The sequence below is a fragment of the Streptomyces rectiverticillatus genome, assembly GCF_013394065.1.
Lineage (GTDB): Bacteria > Actinomycetota > Actinomycetes > Streptomycetales > Streptomycetaceae > Streptomyces > Streptomyces rectiverticillatus.
This window is the reverse complement of sequence record NZ_CP040752.1, coordinates 4,027,004-4,052,847: the sequence shown is the minus strand read 5'-3', so window position 1 is coordinate 4,052,847 and position 25,844 is coordinate 4,027,004. Positions and strand designations below refer to the sequence as shown.

Below are 25,844 nucleotides of genomic sequence, written 5' to 3'. Positions count from 1 at the left end.
TCCCTTGGGCGCTCGGGGGAAGGGGGTTTCGCGGTGGCAGGCCGGGCCGCCACTCCCTGAGTCCAACTCTGCCCGGGCAGGACTTTGTTGACCATGAGATGTCCATGGCGAGAAGTCGTCGGCGACTTGTCGTCACCCCCGTCGGGCCTGTTTGGTCCTGACAGGGGGCCGGCGGGGGGTGTCAGCGGGCCGGCGGGGGGGCCGACAGGTCAGCGCCGTGGGAGCAGTGCGCTACGAAAATGACCGGCCGCCCAGTGTCTGGCGGCCGGTCACTTCGCTGTGAGCGGCTGGGGTGTGTACGAGAGGGGGGTGCGGGGCCGGTCTGCGTCAGCGTGCAAATCCTGGCGGTGGGCGGCGAGATCGGCGGGTACCTCCGTAGGGATGGTACGGGCATCAAGTCCGAAGGGGAGGTGGAACTCGCGCACCGACGCGGCGGGAGAATGCGCATTGCCGGTAATTCGGCGCAGGGGCGCCCCCGCTTTTCGTTACGGCACGCAGAAACCCGCCCGGCGCGGAGCCGGGCGGGTTTCTGCGGCCGGGAGGCCGGGTTCCGGAAGCGTCCGGGTTCAGGGGCTAGCCGAGCGATCCCTTGACCGGCTCGTGGGTGTGCGACTCGATGTCGCGGGCCGCGTTGTCGAGCAGCTTGTTGGTGAGATCGGAAAGGGCGCGGGCCGCCGCGAGTTCGTCGCCTATGGCGGGGTCGTTCTGGTCGGCCGGATTACACCGGGCGACGCCATGACCCACCAGCCGCCGCTCCCCGCCCTTACCGATCAGCGTGGCATCGGCGGTGACCTTACGGCCCTCTTCGGTGATGTCGATCTGGGCGTTCCACGCCGTTTTGGTCGTCATGGCAAACCTCCTGTACCAGAGCGCAGAGCACACACCTGGGCCCACTGTCCACGCTGGCACCGGTACAGCCCCGCCGCATCTCAGGGCCCTACTCGACCCGCAGATGTTACCCCCTGCTCTCGCCTGGGCACCCTGTGTTTCATGAGTCAACTCTGGTCACGCACGCCGGTGACGCCGGGAGGCAGGCTCGGCCCGGCGGCGCAGCACCCGGGGCGGTGCGACAGCCGGTACCTGCAGCGGCGGAAGATCCTGGTGGAGCGGGCCCGCGGCCACCGCGTGGGCGACCCGTCGCCGACGGTGGACTACACCGAGGACGAGCACGCGACGTGGCGCACGGTCCACGGCGCTCTGGGCAAGGCGCACCGGGCGCACGCCTGCCGGGAGGTGCTGGACGCCGCGGAGGCGGCCCCCGTGCCGGCCGACCACGTACCGCAGCACGCGGAGGTCGGGGCGCGACTGAAGCCGCTGACGGGGTTCGAGTTCACTCTCGCGGGCGGGTTCGTGGAGAACCGGCGCTTCCTCGGCTCGATGGCGCGCGGCTACTTCCACGCCGTGCAGTTCGTCCGCCACCCGTCGGTGCCGCTGTACACGCCCGAACCGGATGTGATCCACGACGTGTTCGGCCACGGCATCCACCTGGCGGCACCCGGGTTCGCCGAGCTCTACCGCATGTTCGGCCGCACGGCGACGCGTCTGACCACGCCCGAGGCCCTCGACGTCATCAGCCGCGTGTACTGGTTCACGCTGGAGTTCGGCGTGATGGCGGAGAAGGGGACCGGGAGCGGGACGGGGGGCGGGACGGGGGGCGGGGTCAAGGCATACGGCGCGGCGCTGCTGTCCTCGTACGGGGAGCTGGAGCGACTGGGCTCGTGCGAGGTCCGGGAGCTGGACGTCCGGGCCATGGTCGCCACGCCCTACCGGGTCTCGGGCTACCAGCCGGTGCTGTTCGGCGCGCGGTGCATGAACCACCTCGCCGACACGCTCGCCGGATTCCTGGAGGACTTCGACGACGAGACGGCCGACCGGCTGGGCCTGCGCCCGGTGCCGGGCGACCGGTCCTGAGCCCGCGCCCGGGCGGAATGGCCTCATCCGGAACGGAGTTATCCACAGGCTGAGGCCGCCCTCGGCACGATGTCCCCGCTCCGGCGCAGAATGGGGCCATGACTGAGAGCAACGGGTCCGAGCAGAAGTCCGGGCAGAAGGACGAGGGGCCCGCCGTCGCCCCGCAGGGCACGGCGGCGGCCATGCCCGATTGGGAGAAGCGCTTCCGGGCGCCGCGCGTCGGGCTGCCGAGATGGGCGAAGGACGCCCCCGACCGCGCACTGTTCGTGTCGAACGTGACGGGCACCTTCGAGGTGTACGCGTGGGACCGCGCCACGGGCGCGCAGCGCCAGGTGACCGACCGGCCGAACGGCACGACGGGCGGGGTGCTGCCGCCCGACGGCGAGTGGATCTGGTGGTTCGCCGACAAGGACGGGGACGAGTTCGGCGTGTGGATGCGCCAGCCCTTCCACGGCGGCGCCGACGAGCCCGCCGTGCCCGGCCTCGAGCCCTCCTACCCGGCAGGCCTGGCCCTGGGCCGGGACGGCACGGCCGTGGTCGGCCGCTCCACGGACGAGGGCGGGTCGACGGTCCACGTGGCGCGGCCCGGCGCCGGGCCCGTGGAGATCTACCGGCACGCCGAGTCCGCGGGGGTCGGCGGCATGTCGTACGACGGCACGCTGATCGCGATCGAGCACACCGAGCACGGCGATGCGATGCACTCGGCGGTCCGCATCGTGCGGCCGGACGGCAGCACCGTCGCCGAGCTGGACGACACCCGCGGCGGCACCGAGGAGCTGGGCCTGGCGGTCATGGGCTTCGCGCCGGTGCCCGGGGACTGCCGGCTGCTCGTGGGGCACCAGCGGCGGGGCCGCTGGGAGCCGATGCTGTGGGACGCCTCCACGGGCGAGGAGACGGCTCTCGCCGTCGACCTGCCGGGCGACCTGGACGCCGGCTGGTATCCGGACGGCTCCGCGCTGCTCATCGAGCACAGCCACCAGGCCCGCAGCGAGCTGTGGCGCTACGACCTGGCCGATGCCTCGCTGACCCGCCTGGACACCCCCGTGGGCACGGTGTCGGGCGCTCTGCCGCGGCCGGACGGCAGTGTGGAGTTCCTGTGGTCCTCGGCGGCCGAGCCGTCGGTCGTGCGGTCCACGAGCGGGCAGGTCGTGCTGGATCCGCCTGCGCTGCCGGGCGGGGTCGGCCGGGCCCCGCGGTCCGTGCCGGTCCGGGACGTCTGGGTGGACGGGCCGGGCGGCAAGGTGCACGCCCTGATCCAGGTGCCGGAGGGCACCGGTCCCTTCCCCGCGGTCTTCGACGTCCACGGCGGACCGACCTGGCACGACAGCGACGCCTTCGCCGCAGGCCCCGCCGCCTGGGTCGACCACGGCTACGCGGTCGTCCGGATCAACTACCGGGGCTCGACGGGCTACGGCCGCGCCTGGACGGACGCGCTCAAGCACCGGGTGGGTCTCATCGAGCTGGAGGACATCGCGGCGGTCCGGGACTGGACGGTCTCCGCGGGCATCGCCGACCCCGAGCGGCTGGTGCTGGCCGGCGGGTCGTGGGGCGGCTATCTGACGCTGCTCGGCCTGGGCACCCAGCCGGACGCCTGGGCGCTGGGCCTGGCCGGCGTGCCCGTCGCGGACTACGTGACGGCCTATCACGACGAGATGGAGGCCCTGAAGGCCCTGGACCGCACGCTGCTGGGCGGCACCCCGGAGGAGGTGCCGGAGCGCTACGCGGCGTCCTCCCCGCTGACGTACGTCGACGAGGTGCGGGCGCCGGTCTACATCTCCGCCGGCATGAACGACCCGCGGTGCCCGATCCGGCAGATCGAGAACTACGTGGAGCGGCTGGAGGGCCGCGGCCACCCCCTGGAGGTCTACCGCTACGACGCCGGGCACGGCTCCCTGGTGGTGGAGGAGCGGATCAAGCAGCTCCGGCTGGAGATCGCTTTTGCTGAGCGTCATCTGGGCCGTCCCGCCCCGGACCTTCCGGAGCCTGTCCCGGGCCGTCCGGAGCCTGCTCCGGAGTGATGCCGAGGGCCAGGTCGCGCGCGGCCTCCGCCTCCCGGCGGAAGAGCCTGGCCCACATGAAGAGCACGAAGCCGGCGAAGACGAACCACTCACCGGTGTAGCCGAGGTTCTGGAAGGCCTTGAGGTCCAGGCCGCTGCCCGGGGCGGCGGCCGGGGGCACCGGGGTCATGGCCCCGTCCGCCTCGGTGGCGGTGATCCACGCGTCGTACACCCCGTACGGCACGAGGTTGACCAGTGAGGCGGCGCTGATCACGCCGACCTGGCCCTCGGGCAGGCCGCCGCCCGAGTGCACGCCCTTGGAGCCGGGGCTCTCCGAGGACTGCAGGGCGCCGGTGACCGTCACGCGGCCGGCCGGCGGGGCGGGCACCCCGGCGGTGTCGGCCTTGGAGTCCGCGTCGCCGGGCAGCCAGCCCCGGACGACAGGGAGGGCCTTGCCGTCGTCGGTGCGCAGCAGGGTCAGCACGTAGAAGCCCTGGCGATCGTCCAGGCTCCGCTCCGGCACGAGCAGCTGGTGCCCGGTGTCGTAGCGGCCGGAGGCCGTCGCCCGGCGACCGGAGGTCTCCGTCGTCACCGGGAGGAGGTCGCGCAGGGGCTCGGCCTCGGCCTTCCGGGCGTCGTCGGCATGCGTCTGCTGCTCGCGGTGCGAGTCGACGCGCGTTTCGAAGCGGCCGAGCTGCCAGCTGCCCATGAAGAGACAGAAGGGGATGGCCACCACGGTGAAGACGTTGATCGCCCACCAGCGGGGAGTCAGCAGGAACCGATACACACCACCACGGTACGGGCACGCCCGCGGGGGCGGTCACCGCCCCCTGCCGGGGGCACCGCCACCACCGCCACCACCGTCGGCACAGGCGTCACGGCAGGCGTCACAGCAGGCGTCGGACCGGCCTTCACGGCAAGCATCAGGCAAGTGGTCACAGCAGGCATCAGGCGGGTCGTCACGGCAGCCGTCAGGACGGTCGTCACAGCGGCCGTTACGGCCCGCCCCGGCGCCGTCAGCTCGCGGTGGCGATCGGGCCCGTCCGGTAGACGGTGCCGGCACACGCGTCGTCGATCTTGGCGTCGGCTATGGCCGGCTCGCCGACGTCGGGGGTGTGGCTGAGCACGACGCTCGGCGGCGGCGTGGGCGGGGGCGAATCCGGCACGCTCGGCTGCTGGGCGGCGGCCGCGGTGCCGGTGGCCGGGGAGGCACTGGCCCCGCCGCCCGCGGAAGGCTCCGGAGAGGCCCCGCCGGTGTTCTTGGCGCAGCTGTTGCGCGCGCCGTCGGCCGTCGGGATCCAGGCGAACTTCACCTCGTACGCCTGCCCGGGCTGGAGGATGACCTCGCTGGGCTCGGTCGTGGGGTCGGGCAGGCCGGTCGCGGCGTCGCCCGGCGTGTGGTCGACGACGGAGACGCGCCCGCTCTCGGCGCTGCCCCGCGGGCTCGCGGCGACGGTCCCGGGCCCGCCCACCGTACAGACGGCGCGGGAGACGTTGACCACGCGGAAGGCGCCGTAGACGCGGCCGTCCCGGTCGGCGGGGCCGATGGAGCCGCTGCCCTTGCCGAGCTGGTCGCGGTCACAGATCGGGGAGACGGCGGCGAAGGTGTTCGTGGGCGCGGGGAGGCTGCCCGCGGGGGAGGACGCGGCGGGCTTGGGCTCGTTGCCCTTGCTCCCCTCGTTCTTGCGCTGCTCCCGCTTCTCGTCGTGGTTCCGGGCCTCGCCCTCCTCGGGCCGGCCCCCGCCGTCGCCCACCCCGCCGGACTCGGCGCCCGGCTCCTCGGGGGTGTGCTGGGAGCTGGCCGTATTGGTGTGGCGGTCCTCGACCTCGTCACCGGTGGTGGCGACGTGGACGACCGCGGGCAGGGCCGTACCACCGAGGATCAGCGCGGCCGCGGCGCCCACGAGGGCATGCCTGCGGCGGGTACGCCGGGCCGGCACGGCGCGCCGGATGTGCTCCAGCGCGTCGGGAGCGGGCTCGATGTCCTCGACAGCGCCCTGCAGCAGCTGCCGGAGCGTCTGTTCGTCCATGCCGCCGCCACGCTCGTCGTCGGGACCGGGCCCGTCGTAGGGGGGGCGGGTCATGCCGGAGCCTCCATGGCGACGCGGAGCGCCGCGATCCCCCGCGACCCGTACGCCTTGACCGAGCCGAGCGAGAGGCCCAGGGTCTCGGCGACCTGGGCCTCGGTCATATCGGCGAAGTAGCGGAGGACGAGGACTTCACGCTGCCGGCGTTGCAGTCCGCGCATCGCTTTGATCAATTGGTCGCGCTCCAGCTGTTCGTACGCTCCCTCTTCGGCGCTCGCCATGTCGGGCATCGGCTTGGAGAGCAGCTTCAGCCCGAGGATGCGGCGGCGGAGCGCCGAGCGGGACAGATTGACGACAGTCTGCCTCAGATAGGCGAGGGTCTTCTCCGGGTCCCTGACCCGGCCGCGCGCGGAGTGCACCCGTATGAAGGCCTCCTGGACCACGTCCTCGCAGGAGGCGGTGTCGTCGAGGAGCAGCGCGGCAAGGCCGAGCAGGGAGCGGTAGTGGGCCCTGTAGGTCTCGGTGAGGTGATCGACTGTGGTGCCCGCTGCCATTGCTTCGTCAGCGTCCCCCCGCTGGGGCGGGAGCTGGGCGGCGGTGCGGGCGGCCGGCCAGGGAGCGATCACCGGCATGCCGCCCGACGGGTGGGAACGCGGACGCAGTGCGCTGCCGCCGCGCCTCGGGGCGGTTGCGATGCTGATGACCTCTGCCACGCCTGTTGGACACGCTTCCCCCCGTCAGGGTTGTACACGCGAGGCGCCGCGTCTGACGATGCGCCGCGTGACGATGCGTCATATGCCCTCATGCGTACCAGCTCTTCCTCAATGCCCCGGTTCTGTTGCCGCCCTGAGAGACGGCAGCAAAGACGCCCCCCGGCCGCCGGCGGTTGCAGTGGGCGGGGAGCGCATCGTCGAACACTTCATCTGCCCAGTTCAAGAGGTCTGGACCAACGACTTGATCACAGGACCTTCAAGACCTTCACCAGTTCTCCAGATTAGGGAGTGCTCAGCTCCGCCGCCACGCATTCGGCGACCTGAGCCGTGTTCAACGCCGCTCCCTTGCGCAGATTGTCACCGCATACGAAGAAGTCGAGCGCCTTCGGATCGTCCATCGACCGGCGCACCCGTCCCACCCAGGTCGGGTCCGTGCCCACCGCGTCGGCGGGCGTGGGGAACTCCCCCTCGGCCGGGTCGTCCACCAGCACGACCCCCGGCGCGCTCGCCAGGATCTCGTGCGCCTGCCCGACCGTGACCTCGTTCTCGAAGCGCGCGTGCACGGCCAGCGAGTGCGTGGTGATCACGGGGACCCGTACGCACGTCGCCGCCACCCGCAGGTCCGGCAGCCCCAGGATCTTGCGGGACTCGTCGCGGATCTTGAGCTCCTCGGAGGACCAGCCGTCCTCCCGCAGCGAGCCGGCCCACGGCACCACGTTCAGCGCGAGGGGGGCCGGGAAGGGGCCCAGCGCGTCCCCGACCGCCCGGCGCACGTCGCCGGGCTGCGCCCCGAGGGAGGAGCCGGCCACGGCGGCCAGCTGCGCCCGCAGCGTGTCGACGCCCGCCTTGCCCGCCCCGGAAGCCGCCTGGTACGAGGAGACGACCAGCTCGCCGAGCCCGAACTCGGCGTGCAGCGCGGCCACCGCGACGATCATCGACAGCGTGGTGCAGTTGGGCGTGGCGACGATGCCGCGCGGGCGCACCCGCGCCGCGTGCGCGTTCACCTCGGGCACCACCAGCGGCACGTCCGGATCCATCCGGAAGGCGGCGGAATTGTCGACGACAACCGTGCCCTTGGCCGCCGCGATCGGCGCCCACCGGGCGGAGACCTCGTCCGGCACGTCGAACATGGCGACGTCGACGCCGTCGAAGACCTCCTCGCTCAGCGCGACGACCTCGGTCTCCTCGCCGCGCACGGTCAGCCGGCGCCCGGCCGAGCGCGGGGAGGCGACGAGACGGATCTCGCCCCACACGTCCGCACGCTGCGAAAGGATCTCCAGCATGACCGTGCCGACGGCACCGGTGGCGCCGATGACGGCGAGCACCGGCTTACGGCCCGTACCGGCACCCGGGCGGGTGGCGGTACGGGCCGCGGGGCCGGCGGTCATCGCCCGGTGCCTCCGTAGACGACGGCCTCGTCGTTCTCGCTGTCCAGGCCGAAGGCGGAGTGCACCGCCCGGACGGCCTCGTTCACGTCGTCGGCGCGGGTGACGACCGAGATGCGGATCTCGGAGGTCGAGATCAGCTCGATGTTCACCCCGGCGTTCGACAGGGCCTCGAAGAACGTCGCCGTGACGCCCGGGTTGGTCTTCATCCCGGCGCCGACCAGCGAGATCTTCGCGATCTGGTCGTCGTAGCGCAGCGAGTCGAAGCCCACGCGCTCCTTCGTCCGCTCCAGCGCCTCGACGGCCTTGCGGCCCTCGGTCTTCGGGAGGGTGAAGGAGATGTCGGTCAGGCCGGTGGACGCCGCGGAGACGTTCTGCACGACCATGTCGATGTTGATCTCGGCGTCCGCGATCGCCCGGAAGATCGTCGCGGCCTCACCCGGCTTGTCCGGCACACCGACGACCGTGACCTTGGCCTCGGAGGTGTCGTGCGCGACGCCCGAGATGATCGCCTGCTCCATCGGCTGGTCCCCTTGCGGTTCGTTGCTGACCCAGGTGCCCTGGAGCCCCGAGAAGGACGAGCGCACGTGGATCGGGATGTTGTAACGGCGTGCGTACTCGACGCAGCGGTGCAGCAGCACCTTGGAACCGGAGCTCGCGAGCTCCAGCATGTCCTCGAACGAGATCCAGTCGATCTTGCGGGCCTTCTTCACCACCCGCGGGTCGGCCGTGAAGACCCCGTCGACATCGGTGTAGATCTCGCAGACCTCGGCGTTCAGCGCGGCGGCCAGGGCGACGGCGGTGGTGTCCGAGCCGCCGCGGCCCAGGGTCGTGATGTCCTTGCTGTCCTGGGACACGCCCTGGAAACCGGCCACGATCGCGATGTTGCCGGAGTCCACGGACTGCTGGATGCGGCCCGGCGTGACGTCGATGATGCGCGCCTTGCCGTGGACCGCGTCCGTGATGACACCGGCCTGGCTGCCCGTGAAGGACTGCGCCTCGTGGCCGAGGTTTTTGATCGCCATCGCCAGCAGCGCCATGGAGATCCGCTCTCCGGCGGTCAGCAGCATGTCGAACTCACGACCGGCAGGCATCGGCGAAACCTGCTCGGCGAGATCGATCAACTCGTCCGTCGTGTCACCCATCGCGGAAACCACGACGACCACCTGGTGGCCGTTCTTCTTGGCTTCCACGATTCGCTTGGCAACCCGCTTGATGCCTTCGGCATCGGCAACGGAGGAGCCTCCGTACTTCTGCACGACAAGGCCCACGTGCGCTCCTCGCAGCTCTGTGTAATGCGGTCGGCTCAGTCTAACGAGCGGTCGGAATCAGCCATGCCGATATCGCATGGTGAGACGTGTCGACCGCGCCGTTGATCGCGGACGGTGCTCCGTCGGACCGTCCGCGGTCGCTTCTTCCCTCTGCGGCCCGAGCCACTCACTTTGTGAGCTGCACCATACGGGGGTCCGCGCCGCGATGCGCGCCGGCCCCGGCCCTGGTGGCGGGGCGGGCGGCCGCGACGCAGACAGCGCGTGTCGAGCAGGCGGGCGGGCCGTCTCGATGTTCCAGGCCCGCCACGGCGCGCCGGGTGGTGGATGGCCTCCCCGGCAGGGGCTACAGGGACTAGACCGCCGCCGCCTCGATGATCGAGGCGAAGGCCTCCGTGGCGATGACGCGGTTCACCCGGAACCCCGCCTCGCCGAGCAACGCGCGGAACTCCTCCTCCGTACGCTCCCGGCCCCTCAGGCAGGCCAGCATGATGAGGTCCAGCCCCTTGGCGAAGTGCGGGTCGTTGCCCGGCGGCAGGATCGCGTCCACCGCCAGCAGCGTGCCGCCGGGGGCGATCGCCGCGCGGATCGCGCGCAGGATGCGCAGGCAGTCCTCGTCGTTCCAGTCGTGCAGGATGTGCTTCAGCAGGTAGACGTCACCGCCGGGCGTCACCGCCTCGAAGAAGCTCCCGGCGTCCGCACGCCAGCGGCCCGCGGTCTCCTTGACGTCCAAGAGGTGCGCGGCGACGGTCTGTTCCTGGTCGAACAGGACGCCCGACAGCCCGGGGTTGCGGGTGAGCACGGCCCGCAGGAGGCCGCCCCGGCCGCCGCCGACGTCCACCACCGTGCCGGTGGCCGGAAACGTATACGCCTCGGCGACGGCCTCGTCCTCCGGGCCGGACATGGCGGCCATGCCCGTGTCGAACCGGGTCTGCGCCTCCGCGTCGGTGTGCAGGTAGTCGAAGAACGGCATGCCGTACGCCGCGTCGAACGGCGTCTCGCCCGTCCGCAGGGCGTCCTCCAGACCCGCTGCCGAGCGCAGGAAGACCTCCTCGGTGAGCCAGATCATCCCGCTGTGCACCGAGCCGGGCACGTCCGTACGGAGCAGCTCGGCGGACGGGGTGAGGCCGAAGGCGCCGTCCCCGTCCTCCTGGAAGACGCCGCGCGTGGCCAGCAGCCGCAGTAACCGGCGCAGCGTCGGCCCGTGCAGGCCCGCGCGGCGGGCGAGCTCGTCGGGCTGCAGCGGGCCGCCGGCGAGGTGGTCGGCGACGCGGTGGATGGTCACGGCGCGCAGTGCGGAGGCGTGGAAGAGGCCGAAGGCGACCTCGCTCAACTGGCCTGTCAGGTCCGGGCGATTCGTGCCGGGGTGGTCGGCGCCGGGATGGCCGGTGCTGGGAGTGACGTCCATGTCCTCATCCCCTCGTATCGGGTCTGCCCTTGCAGGCTACGAGGGGAGGGAGGACGGGGACGTCAAATTCTCAACTATGGCCGAAGTGCGCTGCGCACAGCCCACTTCGGGTGCCGTGCCGGTGCTGGTGCTGGTGCTGGTGCCGGCGCGTGGCCTGTGCCGTGCCGGTCAGGCGCCGCGCAGGCCCAGCGGGCCCGCGATCTCCGCCTCCATGACGCGGCCCGCCTCCTCGGCGAGCTGCTCCTCCGTGGCCGCGGAGTCCGTGTCGAGGTCACCCAGCTCGTCCAGCGGCTGGTCCAGGCGGACGTGGGCGACCAGGGACTGCAGGGCGCGGAGGGCGGCAGAGGCCGTCGGCCCCCAGTTGGACAGGTAGGAGAACTGCCACCACCACAGGGCCTCGCTGACCCGGCCGTCGCGGTAGTGGGCCATGCCGTGCCGCAGGTCGGTGATGATGTCGGCCAGGTCGTCGGAGATCCGGCAGGCGACGGGGGCGGTGCGCGGCACGTACGGGTCGAAGACCTCCGAGTAGACGTCCACGGGGTCGAGGAGCCGCGCGAAGCGCTCCCGCAGCTCGTCGAGGTCCGGCTCGGGGCCCACGTCGGGCTCGTACCGCTCGTCGGGGAGGAAGTCCTCGTGCGCGCCGAGCCTGCCGCCGGTGAGGAGGAGCTGGGAGACCTCCAGCAGCAGGAAGGGAACGGCGCTGTCGGGCTCATCGCCGCGCGACACCTCGGCGACGGCGACGATGAAGCTCTCGATGGAGTCCGCGACCGAGACCGCGAAGTCGTCGGGGTCGCGCTTGGCGTCGTGCAGCGTTGCGTCAGACATCGAGAAGTCGTCTCCCTTCGAAGGCACGCCCGAGCGTGACCTCGTCGGCATATTCAAGGTCTCCCCCCACGGGGAGGCCGCTGGCCAGCCGCGTGACCTTGAGCCCCATGGGCTTCACCATGCGGGCGAGGTACGTGGCGGTGGCCTCACCTTCCAGATTGGGGTCGGTGGCCAGAATCAGCTCGGTGACGGTGCCGTCCGCGAGCCGGGCGAGCAGCTCGCGGATGCGCAGATCGTCGGGACCGATGCCCTCGATGGGGCTGATCGCCCCGCCGAGCACGTGGTAGCGGCCGCGGAACTCTCTCGTCCGCTCGATGGCGACGACGTCCTTGGACTCCTCCACGACGCAGATCACCGAGGCGTCGCGGCGCGGGTCCTGGCAGACCCGGCACCGCTCCTCCTGGGCGACGTTGCCGCAGACCGCGCAGAAGCGGACCTTGGCCTTGACCTCGGTCAGGGCGTGGGCGAGCCGGCGGACGTCGGCCGGCTCGGCCTGGAGGATGTGGAAGGCGATCCGCTGCGCGCTCTTGGGACCGACGCCGGGCAGCCTGCCCAGCTCGTCGATGAGGTCCTGGACCACGCCTTCATACACGGATCGAATGCTCCTTCTCGGTCTTCTTCAGCTGTGGTGGGTGCGGCGGGTGCGGCCGGGCTGCCGGGCCGCCGGGCCGCCGGGCTGCCGTCGGATGTGGCGGGGGGCCGTCGCCGTCAGAACGGCAGGCCCGGGATGCCGCTGCCGCCGCCCAGGCCCTGGGCGAGCGGGCCGAGCTTCTGCTGCTGCAGCTGCTGCGCGGCGGCGTTGGCGTCACGGACGGCGGCGACGACGAGGTCCGCGAGGGTCTCGGTGTCCTCGGGGTCGACGGCCTTGGGGTCGATCACCAGGGCCTGGAGCTCTCCGGCGCCGGTGACCGTGGCCTTCACCAGGCCGCCGCCCGAGGAGCCCTCGACGGGCGTACGGGCGAGCTCTTCCTGCGCCGCGGCGAGATCCTGCTGCATCTTCTGCGCCTGCTGGAGGAGCTGCTGCATGTTGGGCTGGCCACCACCGGGAATCACGGGTTCGCTCCTGGCTCTCGACGACGTTTGTCTCGGTAGCCCGAGCCTACGTGCTCGCCGCCTCCGGCGCTCCATGCCGGGCGAAGAAGAACGGGGGGCGCCCTGGGGCGCATGCGGCGCACCCAGGGGTTCCCGCCCTGCGCGCTCTACCTGCTCTGCCCGTCCTGCCTACCTGCCCTGCCCTGCCCGTCCTGCCTGTCCTGCTCGCTCTACTCGTCCTACTCGTTCGCGATCTCTTCGATGACCGTAGCGCCCAGTTCGCGGACGATCAGGTCGTGGCCGGTCAGGGCCGTGTCGTCGAGGTCGGGGTCGTCCTCGGCGGGCATGTCGTCCTCGGGGGCGACGGGCGGAGGCTCGGGCTCGCGGTACGCATGGGCCGCCGGAGGCGGCGGAGGCGTGGGCGAAGCGGGCGCCTGCGCCTGGTAGGACTGCTGCGGCTGCTGCGGGGCGGCCGGGGCGGGGGCCGCGGCCGGCCGGGCGGCGGGGGCCGCCGCGGAGGGGGCGTAGCCGCTGCTACTGCCGCCGCCGAAACCACTCCCTCCGCCGAAGCCGCTGCCGCCGCCGTAACCGCCTGCGGGCGCGCCGGGGCCGGTGCCGGTGCCGCCCGCACCGCCTCCGCCGCCTCCCCCGCCGACGACGAGCTCGATCTTCCACTGGACCTGGCCCTGGTAGACGTCGCCGATCGCCTGGCGCAGGACCTCCTCGCTGCCGCTGTTGGCGAAGCTGTCGCGCGCGCCGGCGTTGGCGAAGCCGACCTGGAGGGTGGTGCCGTCGAAGCCGACGACCTCGGCGTTCTGGCTGAGGACGATCCAGGTGAAGCGGCGGCGGTTCTTGACCGCGTCCAGGATGGCAGGCCACATCTGGCGGACCTGGGTGGGGTCGCCGACGGATCCGGCCCCGGACCCGGATCCGGCCCCGGGCCCGCCGGAGGCGGCCGGGGCGGCGGCTGCAGGTGCAGGGGCGGGCGCGGCGGGGGCCGGAGCCGGGGCGGCCGGGCCTCCGCCCGGGGCCGCGGCAGTCGGCCAGGCGCCGGGGCGGGAGGCTGCGGGGGCCTGGCCGCCCGTGGGTGCGCCCTGGGCAGGGGTGCCCTGGCCGGGCGCGGCAGCGGTCGGCCACGCACCGGCGGGGCGTGCGGCGGGGGCTTCCGGGGCGGGGGCCGGAGGGGCCTGCGGAGCCGGAGGGGCCTGATGTGTCGGCGGGGCCGGCTGGGCAACCGGGGCCGGCTGGGCGACCGGGGCGGCAGGGACGGCCGGGGCGGGGGCGGCAGCGGGTGCAGGAGCCCCGGAGACCGCCGCGCGGGCGGCCGCCGGACCCGACAGCCCGGGGGCGGGCGCGGGCTGCCCGTACGCCTGGTCAGGGGCGTGCGCGCCGGGACCCGGCACGTAGCCCGCTGCGGGCGCCATGGGAGCCGTCACGAGCGCGGCCGCACCGCGCTCCAGCTTGTCGAGCCGGGCCCGTACGGACCGCTCGTCGTCGTACGCGGCGGGCAGCAGCACGCGCGCGCAGATCAGCTCCAGCTGCAGCCGCGGCGAGGTCGCCCCGCGCATCTCGGTCAGGCCCTCGTTGACCAGGTCGGCGGCGCGGCTGAGCTCGCCCGGCCCGAAGACGCCGGCCTGGGCCTGCATGCGCTCGACGAGATCGGCGGGGGCGTCCAGGAGGCCCTTCTCGACCGCGTCGGGCACGGCGGCGAGGATCACCAGGTCACGCAGGCGCTCGAGGAGGTCGGCCACGAAGCGGCGGGGGTCGTTGCCGCCCTCGATCACGCGGTCGACGACCTCGAAGGCCGCGGCGCCGTCGTTCGCCGCGAAGGCGTCGACGACGGCATCGAGCAGCGAACCGTCTGTGTAGCCCAGGAGGGACGTCGCCATGGCATACGTCACACCGTCCTCGGCGGCGCCGGCGAGGAGCTGGTCCATCACGGACATGGAGTCACGCACGGAACCGGCACCGGCACGCACGACGAGCGGCAGCACGCCGTCCTCGACGGGGATCTTCTCCTGCTCGCAGACCTCGCCCAGGTAGTCACGCAGTGTGCCGGGCGGGACGAGCCGGAACGGGTAGTGGTGCGTGCGCGACCGGATGGTGCCGATGACCTTCTCGGGCTCCGTGGTCGCGAAGATGAACTTGAGGTGCTCCGGCGGCTCCTCGACCACCTTCAGCAGGGCGTTGAAGCCCGCCGAGGTGACCATGTGGGCCTCATCGATGATGTAGATCTTGTAGCGGCTGGAGGCGGGCCCGAAGAAGGCCTTCTCCCGCAGCTCACGGGCGTCGTCCACACCACCGTGGGAGGCGGCGTCGATCTCGATCACGTCGATCGAACCGCGCCCGTTGCGCGCGAGGTCCTGGCACGACTGGCACTCCCCGCACGGGGTGGGCGTCGGCCCTTGCTCGCAGTTCAGACAGCGGGCGAGGATGCGCGCGCTCGTCGTCTTGCCGCAGCCGCGTGGTCCGCTGAACAGATACGCGTGATTGACCCTGTTGTTCCGCAGCGCCTGCTGCAACGGGGTGGTGACATGCTCCTGCCCGATGACCTCGGCGAAGGACTCGGGACGGTAACGGCGGTAGAGCGCGAGGGACGACACACGTACGACGATATCGGGCCGCACTGACAAGTGGTCTCGATCACATCCACAGACCCCCGCAACACCCGGCACGCCCCCTGGCATGGACTCCGGTGCGGACCCCGGAAAACACAAGGGCCCCCCACGCACCCGCCAGAGCCCACTTACCCTTGCTGCCTTCCGGCCCTGGGGGAGTTCGATGAGATAGCGCCACGTGAGGGGCTTGCCCCCAGCCTAGCGGATCCCGGGCAGTGCCCGTACCCGCTCCCCCACCTCCGGACCAGGCGTTCGCGAGCACCCCTCCGCGTCTTGTATTGTTTGCGGCGGAGGATTCGCCTAGAGGCCTAGGGCGCACGCTTGGAAAGCGTGTTGGGGGCAACCCCTCACGAGTTCGAATCTCGTATCCTCCGCCAGTGCCTCACCGGGCACGAACCGAAGGCCCCGACCGGGAAACCGGCCGGGGCCTTCGGCGTTCCGTGGTTGCAGTTTTGGTTGCAGTTGCCGCTAGCGGCCGTTCAAGACGGCGCGGCAGACGCTGCAGAACATGGCTGCGTCACGCCCGTACCGCCGCCGCGCGGCGGAGGCCGCAGCACGCTCGACCGGCGTGATCAACAGCGGACACGTGACGCCCGGCACGGCCGCCGCCTCGGTTCGGCGCGTAGACCGGCACGCTGTCCCCCGTCGCGCTCGACAGCACCAGGTCTTCCAGCTGCACCGCTTCTTCTCGGGGTGACAGAGCGCGGGCGGGAACCACTCGGAGTGAAGCTGCTCACAATGGCCGGCATCGTCGGTGACGGAACAGACGCGAGGGCTGCTGGGGACGCCCTTCCACGTCTGGAGGTATCGAGACATCGTCTCCGTCACACGCTGACGTGCAGGCTTGCGAAGCAGCGAAGCGCTCCGTCCTCGCGGCGGCGGGGAGGAGCTGCGAGGGTCAGGCCGGGAAGCTCACGGCGCAGCCGGGTGAGAAGGGTGGCCATTTCGATCTTGGCGAGGCCCGCTCCGAGGCAATAGTGGGGGCCGTGGCCGAAGGTGACGGGGGCAGCGTTCTCGGTGCGGCCGGGCAGGAAGCGGTGGGGTTCGGCAAATGCCTCGGGGTCGCGGTTGGCCGCACCGACAAGGACCCGCACGTCGGCCTCGGGTGGTACGAGCACGCCGCTGAGCTCGACGGGCCGGCTGGGCATCCGGGGGGTGCCGGTGGACGAGACAGGGGGGTCATGGCGGAGGCACTCGGTGACGAACGCGTCGGCCTCCTGTGGGGTGCCGTCCAGGAATCGCGCCTGGTCGTGGTGGGTGAGCATGGCGAGTACGCCGGTGTCGATGCCGCCGACGGTGCTTTCGTAGCCGGCCGTCCACAGGATCCACAGGGCCGAGACGGCGTCGCGTTCGGACAGTTGGCCGGCCAGACAGGAGGCCAGGTCCTGCTCCGGGTCACATGCCGGGTCGCCCCGGCGGTGTGCGAGGAGTGCGGCGAAGTACGTCTCGAGCTGAGCGCTGGCGTCGTCGGCCTGCTGAAGCTGCTGTTCGCCGGTGCCCGGGTTGACGGCGGCGATGGCGGGCAGGGCGCAGGCGGCCAGGGCGGGGCGATCGGCCGCCGGGACGCCCACGACGTCGGAGATGACGTTCCAGCTGAAGGGGTAGACCAGGTCGGCGTGGAGGTCGACCGTTTCCCCGTCGCGCAACCGCTCGGCCAGTGGCGGCAGGAGCCGGTCGCAGTGGCGCTCACAGATGGCCCGGAAGTGCTGTGTCCTGCGGGGAGAGAGGTACTGGCTCGTGGCCTTGCGCAGCCGGGTGTGTTCCGGCGGGTTGGTCACGACCATGCTGTCCAGGAAGGACCGCAGTGCCCGGGACGTGCGGTAGCGGGGGAAGCGCTCGACGAGTTCGGCGTGGCTCGGGGCGCGGAACAGCGGGTCGCGCAGCACACGCAGGGCGTCGGCGTGCCGGCTGACGAACCACACTCCGCCGGTGGGGTTGCGGTGGACCGGGGACTGTTCCCGCACACGGTCGAGAAAGGGGTACGGATCCTGCTTGATGACGGGGTCGGTGATCGCGGCGAGCACGTCGGTCTCGCCGGGCCGGATGACGCGCTCGGTGACCGGGGTGTTCATGCGGCTCCTGGGTGATAGGGCGACCAGTAGTACTGGCGGTAGAAGCACTCGGCCAGCTCGACCCACTCGCGAAGCCGTGCCGGACTGTCGAGGAAATACGGGAGACTGACCAGCAGCCAGCTCTGCACCGCCTGGCTGTCCCGGCAGCCGCCGCAGTCCCCGGAGGTGCAGCAGAACTGCACCGTCTCCAGGTCCGGCCGGTATGCGGCGAAACCGGGAAGGACGGGATTGCCGTTGGCCAGCCGATCCGCGTGGGCGGGGTACCGCTCGCTGACCGTGGCGCAGACGTCGTAGCCGAATTCCGCCCAGTGGGACCGGCCGGTGATGGCCGTGCGGATGTAGTACGGATGGCTGGCCACAGTCCCGGGATACTGCTGCCGGACACGTAGCGCCTCGGCCAGCAGGGCATCGCGGCGGTCGGATTCCGGAGGCAGGGGTGTGTCGGTGCCGTAGGCGCTGTAGAAGCTGAAGGTGACCTGGTTGCCGTTGTCGTGGATCCGGTGGACGGTCTTCTCGATGTAGTCGGTGCCGTCTTCGGAGAGCGCGTAGATGAACACCGCACGCGGGTCGTCACGGTAGTTGCTCAGGGCGCTGTCGAACAGCCCACTGAAGCGCGTGCCGTTGGGACGAATGCCGCGCAACTGGTCGTCCAGTGGCCCGCCTCCGAAGACGGAGACGGCGATGTTGACCCGCTCGAACCCCTCGTCTCGGGGCAGCGGACGCAGTCCGTTGGTAACCACGGTGACGTACTCGATGTGCCGTGTGAAGGCGCGGATACGGTCGGGAACCAGCGTGGGTTCGCCGCCGAGGAGCATGGCGTGGCTGATACCGCTGTCGGCGAGCTGCCGGGCGAAGGCGTCGGCGGTGTCCTGTCCGCCCTCGCCGGAGACCTCCGTGACGCCCTGATCCATCTGGTGCCCGAAGTACCAGCAGCCCTCGCAGCGGATGTTGCACGCCTTCGTCAAGAACACCACGTTGGTGCGAACCGTGCGGGAGAAGCGCTGCAGGCATTGCAGGCGCCGCGCCAGCTCGGGGTCCGTGGCTCTGATGTCGCGCAGCCGGTCCCGGATGTAGCGCGCGGTCGGCCGTACCTCTACGGGGACGGTCGGCATGGATCGGTCCTTTCGTCAGCGCGTTCTTCGGAGCCGTCGTGAGCGATGCGACCGAGGGCCCCGCAGTGGCGGACACGGCACACCAGGTCGCCGACCAGTGCCTCGAACCTGCCTGCCGGAGCCGTCAGATCGCACCACATGAGGCGGGTCACCTCTCCGTACAGCGGGTACGGACGCTCCTGGCCCAGATCCCGGCAGCCGTAGTGGGCGAGGAAACGGTCCTGCCCCCGGCCGGTGGCGACGAAGCCCCAGGCACGGCCGCTGCCCAGGGCACGGCCGACCGCGAGGGACAGCGCGACGAGGACGGAGGCAACCGGCCCTCCCCGGCGGTCCGGCGCGACGGCCAGCTTGCCCAGCTCCACACCCGCGCCGCGCGCCGGCTGGCCCATCCGGCACAGCACGTCGGCCCGGGACGCGGCGTCGAGTCCGGCCAGGACCGGACTGGAGGCCGCCACGGCCACCGGAGTGACACGCGCACAGCCGAGCAGTTGTCCCTCTGCGCCTCTGGCCAGACAGTGCCAGGCGGCCCTGTCGTACCGCTCGTCCTCCCCGGCGTCGTCATGGCCGCCGTCGGCCCCGCGGAACCATGGCCGGGCCACCGGTTCGTACCACGCCCTGCCCCGGAACGCCCGGATCTCCGCCACCGCCGCCGCCTGTTCCACGGTGAGCGGCCCAGCAGGGACCCAGCGCAACGACAGTGCGACCTGCGAGACGACGCCGACGGGGACCTCTCCACGCCCCGGGCTCACCCGAAGGTCTGCGAGCTCTGCCGATCCGGGCTCCAGACGGCGACCGCCGCCCCTTGAAGAGTCCGGCTCAGGTCGAGGATCACAGCTCCCTGCGGACTGGTGCACACGTAGCGGTCCGTGTACCGCGAACCATGGTCGGCCACAGCTACCAGCAGTCCCTGCCCCACACACCCGGCATTCACCAGGGGCGGTGCGGTGGCCGCGGCGGCATCAGCGGATCCCGCGAGGAGACCGGTCACCAACGCGACCGCACCCGTCAGGAGAAACGCCGCGCGCCTAGCCACGGTTGACGAAGACGTCACGGTCGACGCTGTGGGGGCTCACGATCCGGGACGCGATGCCCTGCCGCACGTTCGCGGAGTCGAGCAGCACCGCCCCTGTACCGTCGTTGACGAACTTGCGCTCCTGGACGGAGCCGGGGCTCAGGTAAGTACCGGTCCTCCCCTGCATCAAGTTCTTCGTACTGACCAGCGGCTTGCCCCCGTGATCGTCCGCCATCACCGGGGAAGCACCCGCCACCGCCATCCCGGCGACGGCCGCCACCGTGATCAGACGAAGAGGCAGGACACACAGACCGCGCTTCATTACGGCACCTTCCTCGGGAAACGTCGAGAACTCACCCACCCAACCGGCCCAACCAAGATCTGGATGTCGTTTCTGATGAGCATTCGCCTATTCGTGGGATGCGCCGAATCCGGATGACGCGGGCGGCGAGGTGTCGGCGCAAGACGCCAAGCCGACACCGGGAAGGAAGATCGCCGTCCGTGATGGACCGCGGCGACGGGCCCCGCAGGTCACCGGCCTGGTCGCAGTTCTGGTTGCATTCGCCCCTGCCCGGCGCCGTCCACAGCCCGGCCCTCAAGCTGCCTCACCCAGGTCAGAACCACCCCGCACCCACCCGTACCCAAGACGAACAGTTGGAAAGCGTGTTGGGGGCCACCCCTCACGAGTTCGAATCAGTCCGGTCGGGAGGTGGAGTCGATCCGAGCTCGCAGCCGTTCGGCAAACGTGCGCGCCGCCTCCAGGTCAGCGGCGTCGGGGCGCCCCTTCCTGATACCGCCGACAGGCCTGAACGGGAGCCAGGTGTCCCACGCGCGACACGAGAAGGTGTTGACCACCTCGAAGCCCTTCCGCTCGAGAAGGCGCACAAGGGGCCGGGTGAAAGGCCGGAAGCGCGCTTCGGGGAGCCCACTGGTGGCAAACACGAATGCCCTGCGTCGTTCCCCCTCGGGGAGGGACTCGATGAACTGACGCAGCCGTGGATGGAAGGCCGTCGAGAAGACCCCCGAGCCGAATCCCACGAGGTCGCAGGTGGAGAGCTCTGCCATGTCGACCTGCTCAGGGTCGACAACAGGGGCATCCAGGACGTGGCTCATGGCGTCGGCGATCTTCTTCGTGTTGCCGTGCGATACGGAGACACACACGATCAGGGCCTTCATGGCGATGCTCCTTTTTCTACGGGTACCCGTAGGACACCGCCCGCCCCGCGACCGTGACACTGATCGACTATGGCCTCCGCCACTTGTCGGCCGCGGCACCCCGCTCTCCTCCCCCTCTCCCGCATTCACGGCGTCATGTCTGCGTAGCCAAAGGCGGTGGAGAACTCGCGCCCTGTTCGGCGAGGCGCTACTACGATCACCGGTCATGGACTGGCTTGAGCGCACCGCGAAGCTGAGGCAGTGGACCAGAGGCGGGACCCGTGCTCCGCACAAGCCGCTGCTGTTCCTGTACGCGCTCGGCCGGTTTCAGCGGGATGCCGACGGCGAACTGCGATACAGCGCTGTGGAGGAAGACCTGAAGCGGCTGCTGGCCGAGTTCGGTCCGCCCAACAAGACGACACCCGCCTACCCCTTCCACCATCTGGTGAGCGATGGGGTGTGGGAAGTCCGCACCGATCGCGGGACGGGCAGCCCGGGAAGCGGGGTGCGGGAGCTACGAGCGGCCGGTGCCAGCGGACGGCTTACGCCTGAACTGCGGGCGGCGCTGCGGCGAGAGCCATCGCTGCTCGGCCGGATGGCACGGGTACTGCTCGACCTGAACTTCCCGTCCTCGCTCCACGGCGAACTGTGCGAAGCCGTCGGCCTTGAGCTGGAGGCGGCCGAGGCCGGCCGGCTCTCGGCCCTGCGGAGATCACGGGACCCGTGGATGCGGGAGCAGGTGCTGACGGCCTACGAGTACCAGTGCGCCTTCTGCGGCTACGACGGCAGGGTCGGCACGGTGCCGGTCGGGCTGGAGGCCGCGCACGTGCGCTGGTGGGCGTTCGGCGGCCCCGACGACCTCGACAACGGACTGTGCCTCTGCTCGCTGCACCACAAGCTCTTCGACAAAGGCGTCCTCGGGCTCGGCGACGGCCACCGCATCCTGGTCTCGCAGCGCTTCGTCGGCCGCAGCCCCGCCGCCCGAGAACATGTCATAGCGCTCGCGGGCAGGCCGCTCATCGGCCCTCAGCCGGGTGCCCGCCCCGTCGCGGAAGCCCACCGTTCCTGGCACACCAGTCAGGTCTTCCACGGCAGCCCACGCCCCGCAACGGCCGCGTGATCGCCGGATCGTCGATCCCCGAGGATCCGGCAGACGTGGACGACCTGGAGCGGCTGGTCCCGGACTCGATCGTCGTCAAGAAGGTATGACTCGGCACTCCAGTCGAAGGGCCCCACCGTTCGCGGTGGGGCCCTTCGCGTGTCTCCGTTTCCGTTCCGTTTTCGTTCCGTTTCCGTCTCAGGCTGCGGGGGCCGGGTCGGCCGGTGGCGATGGCAGGTCGCGGAGGCGGCGCACGGGGGACAGGACGAGCGTGATCAGTACGGCGGCGGATCCGATCGCCGCCACGGTCAGTGCGTCCTCGGCTCCGATCCGGCCGGACAGCAGGCCCGCGAACAGGCCGCCGAGTGCGCCGCCGCCGAACAGCAGGGTGCGGAAGACCGCCGTCATCCGGCCCATCATCGACTGCGGGGTACTGGCCTGGCGCAGGCTGACGATGATGACGCCGGCGACGCCGAGCCCGAGGTAGGTGGTGAAGAAGGAGAGGACGAACATCCCCACCATCACCGGCCGGGGGCCGGCGGCCAGGGCGATCAGCGTCGGGCCGATGAGAAGGGTCGACTGGGCGACCAGGTAGACGAGACCGAGCCGGAAGCGCCGGATGACCCTGCGGGAGATCGCCGCGCCGATCAGTCCGCCCACGGAGGCGGTGGCGAAGATGCCGCCGAGGGTCGTCGAGGCCAGGTGCAGGTCGCGTGATCCGTACAGCAGGAACATGGTCCACACGCTGATCATGGAGAAGTTGCAGCAGAACCCGATCAGCGCAAGGGACCGCAGGACCGGGTTCTTCAGGACCCAGCGCAGGCCGTCTCGGAGTTCGGTCGGCACGTGGCGTCGTACGGCCGGGGGTCGAGGGCGGGGCTCGGGGGTGCGGATGAGCAGCAGCGAGACCAGGGACACCAGATAGGAGAACGCGTCCACGATCAGCGCCACGGGTGCGGTCAGGGCGCCGATCAGGACACCGGCGAGCCCGGGTCCCGCCACATCGGACGCCGAGGAGCTCACCCCCATCTTGGCGCCGGCTTCGACGTAGTGCTTGGGGTCGCGTACGAGAGTGGGTACGTACGACATCCAGCTCACGTCGAACAGCACGGATGCGACGCCGACGGCACAGGCGATCACCAGCAGCGAGGCCATGCTGAGCGCGTCCGTCCAGTACAGGACGGGCACGAGGGCCAGCAGGAGCATCCGGACGAGGTTGGCGCCGAGCATGATCCGCCGGCGCCGGGCGCGGTCCGCCCACACCCCGAAGACCAGGGCGAGTCCGAGGTACGGGACGAGTTGCAGGAAGCGCAGGACACCGACCTGCTCGTCGGTGGCGTTGAAGGCGGTGATCGCGGTCAGCGGCAGGGCGAGGTTCGTGACCTGGGTGCCGAGGAGCGAGAGCGTTTCGCCGAGCCAGAACCTGAGGAAGTCTCCGTTGCGCCACAGGCTTTCCGGGCGATCCGGCTCCGGAGCCGGGACCGGGTCCGAGGCCGGATCCGGCTCCGGGTCCGGGTCCGGCCCCGTGGCGCGTGTCTGCGCGGCTGTCATCGCCGACCCCGGCCGGCGAGGTCCGCGACCGCGTCGGCGACGTGGTCCACCTCCTCCTCGGTGTTGTAGTAGTGCGGCGACAGGCGCAGACACCAGTCGACGTCCTTGTCCGCGAAGTCGAACTGCGCGAACTCGCGGAAGCTCAGTGCCGAGTTGATGCCGCGGGCGTCCATGGCCGCCTTGAAGGGATGCGGCTGCCAGCCCTGCACGCCGAAGGTGACGAGCGCGGCAAGACGCGGGCCGCGGTCGAGTACGCGCACCCCGGGTACGGGTTCGAGCCGGTCGCGCAGCCGGGCTGCGAGCGCCGGTGTGCGCTGCTCGACGGCCTCGATGCCGACCTCGCGCGCATAGCGCGTCGCGGCGGCGCTGCCGAGCACCGTGGCGTAGGGGAACTCCCACTCCTCGAACCGGGCCGCCGTCCCGACGGGCTCGTAGCCGCCCGGCTCGGTCCAGCGGGCGCCGTGCATGTCGATGAACAGCGGTTCGTAGCCCGCGCGCAGCACGCGATCGGAGACGTAGAGGAACCCGGAGCCGCGCGGGCCACGGAGGAATTTGCGGCAGGTGGCGGTGAGGAGGTCGCAGCCGATCTCTTCCACGTCGATGACGAACTGGCCCACCGACTGGCAGGCGTCGACCAGGTAGAGCAGGTCCATCTCACGGCAGTGGCGGCCGATTTCAGCAATCGGCGAGACGAGCCCCGAGTTGGTGGGGACATGGGTGGCGGACACCAGGCGCGGGCGGTGGGTCCGCATCAGCGCGGCCATCGCCTCCACATCGACCCCGCCCTCGGGTGTGTCGGGCGCGTGGACGATGCGTACGCCGAATCGCTTGCGCAGGGACAGGAAGGCGATCTGGTTGGAGACGAAGTCGTCGCGGGTGGTGAGGATGACGTCGCCTGCCTCGAACGGGATCGACGACAGGGCGTTGGCGTAGGCGTGGGTGGCGCTGCCCGCGAAGGCGATGTTCTCGGGCGTGGTGTTGATGAGGGCGGCGATCTCCGTGTAGAACTCGCGGACTTCGGCCGCTTGGGCGGCCGACGCCTCGTAACCACCGATCCGCGCCTCAAGGTTCAGATGGCTGACCATCGCGTCGAGGACCGGGGCTGCCAGCAGCCCACAGCCCGCGTTGTTGAAGTGGATGACCCGCCGGCACCCGGGGGTGTCGGCCCGCAGAGCGGCGACGTCCAGCCGAAGTGCTTCCGGGGCAAATACAGAAGCGCTACCATGATCTCTCATGAATAACGGTAGCACTTCTGGTGAGTTGGCCGACAGACTTCGTACGCTGCTCTCCCGCCTGTCGCCCGGCGACCGGCTGCCGAGCAGCCGGGACCTGATCAAGGAGTACCGGGTCGGCCCTGCGACCGTCGCGCGGGCCATCGCCGCACTGGCCGCCGAGGGCGCGGTGGTGACCCGTCCGGGCAGTGGGACGTACGTGGCGCAGCGCGCCCGACCGCACGGCGGAGCCACTGCGCCTGACACGGCCTGGCAGACGGTCGCCCTCACCGACCGAGCCGTCGACACCCACTTGGTCGCCGACCCGCTCGGACCGCCACCGGCCGGGACGATCACGATGGACGGCGGCTACGCGCACCGCTCGCTCCAGCCCACCCGGGTCCTGAGCGCCGCGCTGGCTCGGGCGGCGCGTCGTCCGGACGCCTGGGACCGCGCCCCGGCCGGCGGTCTGATGGCGCTGCGCACCGTGTTCGCCCAGGTCGTCGGCGGCAGTGTGGCACCGGAGGACGTGCTCGTCACCGCGGGTGGGCAGAGCGCGCTGTCGATCGCGTTCCGGGCCATCGCCGGGCCCGGCAGCCCGGTCCTGGTGGAATCCCCCACCTATCCCCGGGCGTTGGCCGCAGCCCGCGCCGCGGGACTGCGGCCGGTGCCGGTCCCGCTCGACGCCGACGGCCTGCGGCCCGACCTGCTGGCCGACGCGTTCGCGATGACCGGTGCACGGCTGCTGTACTGCCAGCCGACCTACCAGAACCCGACCGGCGCTGTGCTGGCGCCCGAACGCCGCGGCCAGGTCCTCGACGTGGCGCGCGCTTCGGGCGCGTTCGTGATCGAGGACGATTTCGCGCGGCACCTGGGACACGGCGGCCCGGTGCCGCGGCCACTGGTGGCCGACGACTCCGACGGCACAGTCGTCTACGTGACCTCACTGACCAAGCCCGCGGCACCGAGCCTGCGGATCGGGGCGCTGGTGGCCCGAGGGCCGGTGATGGAGCGCATGCGGGCGGTGCGCCTGGTCGACGACTTCTTCGTCACCCGCCCGCTCCAGGAGGCCGCGCTGGAGGTGCTCAGTTCTCCGTCCTGGGACCGGCACGTCCGGTCTCTCGGCGCGGCACTCAGGGAGCGGTGCGCCGTGCTGACCGCCGCGGTCACCCGGGAGCTCCCCGGCGCGGCCTTGGCCGCGCCGCCGCCTACAGGCGGACTGCACCAGTGGGTTCGCCTGCCGCCCGGCGTGGATGACACCGTCCTGACGAGCGCCGCCCGGCAACGGGGCGTCGCCGTGAGCGCCGGCAGCCGCTGCTTCGCCACCGAGCCGTCCGCGGCTCACCTGCGTATCGGGTTCGCTGCCACGGCTGACCTCGCCGAGCTGACCGAAGGTGTGCGCCGGCTGGGCGCCGCGCTTGCGGATCTCGGCCCTGGGCGGGAGTGAC

General features: G+C 71.5%; 23 protein-coding genes, 1 tRNA gene and 1 other RNA gene. 6 read left to right on the top strand and 19 right to left on the bottom strand.

Annotated elements, in window-relative coordinates; translation table 11 throughout:
• Positions 1–573 precede the first annotated feature (573 nt).
• Positions 574–849, bottom strand: coding sequence for a DUF1876 domain-containing protein (locus FGW37_RS17615; RefSeq protein ID WP_179081920.1), 276 nt, complete (start codon positions 847–849; stop codon positions 574–576).
• A gap of 141 nt (positions 850–990) precedes the next feature.
• Between FGW37_RS17615 and FGW37_RS17610 the strand changes: the two genes are divergently transcribed.
• Both FGW37_RS17610 and FGW37_RS17605 read left to right on the top strand, forming a co-directional pair.
• Positions 991–1,911, top strand: coding sequence for a phenylalanine 4-monooxygenase (locus FGW37_RS17610; RefSeq protein ID WP_179081919.1), 921 nt, complete (start codon positions 991–993; stop codon positions 1,909–1,911).
• 98 nt (positions 1,912–2,009) lie between these two features.
• Positions 2,010–3,929, top strand: a complete 1,920-nt coding sequence (locus tag FGW37_RS17605; RefSeq protein ID WP_179081918.1) for a S9 family peptidase — start codon at positions 2,010–2,012, stop codon at positions 3,927–3,929.
• Here FGW37_RS17605 and FGW37_RS17600 read toward each other — a convergent pair.
• From FGW37_RS17600 to ffs, 11 genes are all read right to left on the bottom strand, one after another.
• Positions 3,823–4,695: an SURF1 family protein gene (locus FGW37_RS17600; RefSeq protein ID WP_179081917.1), complete on the bottom strand. Its 873-nt coding sequence runs from the start codon at positions 4,693–4,695 to the stop codon at positions 3,823–3,825. The genes FGW37_RS17605 and FGW37_RS17600 overlap by 107 nt on opposite strands.
• Before the next feature lie 229 nt (positions 4,696–4,924).
• A complete protein-coding gene (locus tag FGW37_RS17595; RefSeq protein ID WP_179081916.1) occupies positions 4,925–5,992 on the bottom strand; it encodes a hypothetical protein in 1,068 nt (355 codons plus the stop codon).
• Complete coding sequence (locus tag FGW37_RS17590; protein WP_336004131.1) at positions 5,989–6,648, bottom strand: SigE family RNA polymerase sigma factor; 660 nt, start codon at positions 6,646–6,648, stop codon at positions 5,989–5,991. The genes FGW37_RS17595 and FGW37_RS17590 overlap by 4 nt, the downstream gene beginning before the upstream one ends.
• Before the next feature lie 281 nt (positions 6,649–6,929).
• Positions 6,930–8,036: an aspartate-semialdehyde dehydrogenase gene (locus FGW37_RS17585; RefSeq protein WP_179081915.1), complete on the bottom strand. Its 1,107-nt coding sequence runs from the start codon at positions 8,034–8,036 to the stop codon at positions 6,930–6,932.
• On the bottom strand, positions 8,033–9,304 hold the full coding sequence (locus tag FGW37_RS17580; protein WP_058045511.1) for an aspartate kinase: 1,272 nt from the start codon (positions 9,302–9,304) through the stop codon (positions 8,033–8,035). The genes FGW37_RS17585 and FGW37_RS17580 overlap by 4 nt, the downstream gene beginning before the upstream one ends.
• Positions 9,305–9,656: 352 nt before the next feature.
• Entirely contained in the window at positions 9,657–10,709 is a 1,053-nt protein-coding gene (locus tag FGW37_RS17575) for a methyltransferase (protein ID WP_179081914.1), read from the bottom strand.
• Positions 10,710–10,877: 168 nt separating this feature from the next.
• Entirely contained in the window at positions 10,878–11,534 is a 657-nt protein-coding gene (locus tag FGW37_RS17570) for a DUF5063 domain-containing protein (protein ID WP_179081913.1), read from the bottom strand.
• Positions 11,527–12,126, bottom strand: a complete 600-nt coding sequence (recR, locus tag FGW37_RS17565) for a recombination mediator RecR (protein WP_168095114.1) — start codon at positions 12,124–12,126, stop codon at positions 11,527–11,529. Before recR ends, FGW37_RS17570 begins: the two co-directional genes overlap by 8 nt.
• 116 nt (positions 12,127–12,242) lie before the next feature.
• Entirely contained in the window at positions 12,243–12,587 is a 345-nt protein-coding gene (locus FGW37_RS17560; RefSeq protein ID WP_179081912.1) for a YbaB/EbfC family nucleoid-associated protein, read from the bottom strand.
• 218 nt (positions 12,588–12,805) lie between these two features.
• Positions 12,806–15,169, bottom strand: coding sequence for a DNA polymerase III subunit gamma and tau (locus FGW37_RS17555; RefSeq protein ID WP_179081911.1), 2,364 nt, complete (start codon positions 15,167–15,169; stop codon positions 12,806–12,808).
• 110 nt (positions 15,170–15,279) lie between these two features.
• Positions 15,280–15,374: signal recognition particle sRNA small type (gene ffs / locus FGW37_RS17550), an RNA gene on the bottom strand.
• A 99-nt stretch (positions 15,375–15,473) separates the two neighbouring features.
• Here ffs and FGW37_RS17545 point away from each other — a divergent pair.
• A tRNA-Ser gene (locus FGW37_RS17545) sits at positions 15,474–15,561 on the top strand.
• Positions 15,562–15,692: 131 nt separating this feature from the next.
• On the top strand, positions 15,693–15,881 hold the full coding sequence (locus tag FGW37_RS17540; RefSeq protein ID WP_179081910.1) for a hypothetical protein: 189 nt from the start codon (positions 15,693–15,695) through the stop codon (positions 15,879–15,881).
• A 127-nt stretch (positions 15,882–16,008) separates the two neighbouring features.
• Here FGW37_RS17540 and FGW37_RS17535 read toward each other — a convergent pair whose 3' ends face one another.
• The 5 genes from FGW37_RS17535 to FGW37_RS17515 form a co-directional block, all read right to left on the bottom strand.
• Positions 16,009–17,256, bottom strand: a complete 1,248-nt coding sequence (locus FGW37_RS17535; protein ID WP_179081909.1) for a cytochrome P450 — start codon at positions 17,254–17,256, stop codon at positions 16,009–16,011.
• Complete coding sequence (locus tag FGW37_RS17530; protein ID WP_179081908.1) at positions 17,253–18,368, bottom strand: radical SAM family protein; 1,116 nt, start codon at positions 18,366–18,368, stop codon at positions 17,253–17,255. Before FGW37_RS17530 ends, FGW37_RS17535 begins: the two co-directional genes overlap by 4 nt.
• Positions 18,350–19,117 carry a GNAT family N-acyltransferase gene (locus FGW37_RS17525; protein WP_179081907.1) on the bottom strand — a complete coding sequence of 256 codons (768 nt, stop codon included), beginning with the start codon at positions 19,115–19,117 and terminating at the stop codon, positions 18,350–18,352. The genes FGW37_RS17530 and FGW37_RS17525 overlap by 19 nt, the downstream gene beginning before the upstream one ends.
• A 276-nt stretch (positions 19,118–19,393) precedes the next feature.
• A complete protein-coding gene (locus tag FGW37_RS17520) occupies positions 19,394–19,702 on the bottom strand; it encodes a hypothetical protein (protein WP_179081906.1) in 309 nt (102 codons plus the stop codon).
• Positions 19,703–20,073: 371 nt separating this feature from the next.
• Positions 20,074–20,556, bottom strand: a complete 483-nt coding sequence (locus FGW37_RS17515) for a flavodoxin family protein (RefSeq protein ID WP_179081905.1) — start codon at positions 20,554–20,556, stop codon at positions 20,074–20,076.
• Positions 20,557–20,761: 205 nt separating this feature from the next.
• Here FGW37_RS17515 and FGW37_RS17510 point away from each other — a divergent pair, with 205 nt between their 5' ends.
• Entirely contained in the window at positions 20,762–21,655 is an 894-nt protein-coding gene (locus FGW37_RS17510; protein ID WP_179081904.1) for a phosphorothioated DNA-binding restriction endonuclease, read from the top strand.
• 177 nt (positions 21,656–21,832) lie between these two features.
• On the opposite strand, the gene FGW37_RS17505 is transcribed toward FGW37_RS17510, so the two are convergent.
• Entirely contained in the window at positions 21,833–23,185 is a 1,353-nt protein-coding gene (locus tag FGW37_RS17505; protein WP_246430427.1) for an MFS transporter, read from the bottom strand.
• Positions 23,182–24,420: an aminotransferase class V-fold PLP-dependent enzyme gene (locus FGW37_RS17500; protein ID WP_179081903.1), complete on the bottom strand. Its 1,239-nt coding sequence runs from the start codon at positions 24,418–24,420 to the stop codon at positions 23,182–23,184. The genes FGW37_RS17505 and FGW37_RS17500 overlap by 4 nt, the downstream gene beginning before the upstream one ends.
• Between FGW37_RS17500 and FGW37_RS17495 the strand changes: the two genes are divergently transcribed.
• Positions 24,419–25,843: an aminotransferase-like domain-containing protein gene (locus FGW37_RS17495; protein ID WP_179081902.1), complete on the top strand. Its 1,425-nt coding sequence runs from the start codon at positions 24,419–24,421 to the stop codon at positions 25,841–25,843. The genes FGW37_RS17500 and FGW37_RS17495 overlap by 2 nt on opposite strands.
• The last annotated feature ends 1 nt before the right edge of the window (position 25,844 follow it).

Bases quoted from the DNA above. Each gene is read 5' to 3' on its own strand.
- FGW37_RS17615 (WP_179081920.1), bottom strand. From the start codon at position 849: ATGACGACCAAAACGGCGTGGAACGCCCAGATCGACATCACCGAAGAG.
- FGW37_RS17610 (WP_179081919.1), top strand. From the start codon at position 991: ATGAGTCAACTCTGGTCACGCACGCCGGTGACGCCGGGAGGCAGGCTC.
- FGW37_RS17605 (WP_179081918.1), top strand. From the start codon at position 2,010: ATGACTGAGAGCAACGGGTCCGAGCAGAAGTCCGGGCAGAAGGACGAG.
- FGW37_RS17595 (WP_179081916.1), bottom strand. From the start codon at position 5,992: ATGACCCGCCCCCCCTACGACGGGCCCGGTCCCGACGACGAGCGTGGC.
- FGW37_RS17585 (WP_179081915.1), bottom strand. From the start codon at position 8,036: ATGACCGCCGGCCCCGCGGCCCGTACCGCCACCCGCCCGGGTGCCGGT.
- FGW37_RS17575 (WP_179081914.1), bottom strand. From the start codon at position 10,709: ATGGACGTCACTCCCAGCACCGGCCATCCCGGCGCCGACCACCCCGGC.
- FGW37_RS17570 (WP_179081913.1), bottom strand. From the start codon at position 11,534: ATGTCTGACGCAACGCTGCACGACGCCAAGCGCGACCCCGACGACTTC.
- FGW37_RS17540 (WP_179081910.1), top strand. From the start codon at position 15,693: ATGGCTGCGTCACGCCCGTACCGCCGCCGCGCGGCGGAGGCCGCAGCA.
- FGW37_RS17535 (WP_179081909.1), bottom strand. From the start codon at position 17,256: ATGAACACCCCGGTCACCGAGCGCGTCATCCGGCCCGGCGAGACCGAC.
- FGW37_RS17530 (WP_179081908.1), bottom strand. From the start codon at position 18,368: ATGCCGACCGTCCCCGTAGAGGTACGGCCGACCGCGCGCTACATCCGG.
- FGW37_RS17520 (WP_179081906.1), bottom strand. From the start codon at position 19,702: ATGAAGCGCGGTCTGTGTGTCCTGCCTCTTCGTCTGATCACGGTGGCG.
- FGW37_RS17515 (WP_179081905.1), bottom strand. From the start codon at position 20,556: ATGAAGGCCCTGATCGTGTGTGTCTCCGTATCGCACGGCAACACGAAG.
- FGW37_RS17510 (WP_179081904.1), top strand. From the start codon at position 20,762: ATGGACTGGCTTGAGCGCACCGCGAAGCTGAGGCAGTGGACCAGAGGC.
- FGW37_RS17505 (WP_246430427.1), bottom strand. From the start codon at position 23,185: ATGACAGCCGCGCAGACACGCGCCACGGGGCCGGACCCGGACCCGGAG.
- FGW37_RS17495 (WP_179081902.1), top strand. From the start codon at position 24,419: ATGAATAACGGTAGCACTTCTGGTGAGTTGGCCGACAGACTTCGTACG.
- FGW37_RS17500 (WP_179081903.1), bottom strand. From the start codon at position 24,420: ATGAGAGATCATGGTAGCGCTTCTGTATTTGCCCCGGAAGCACTTCGG.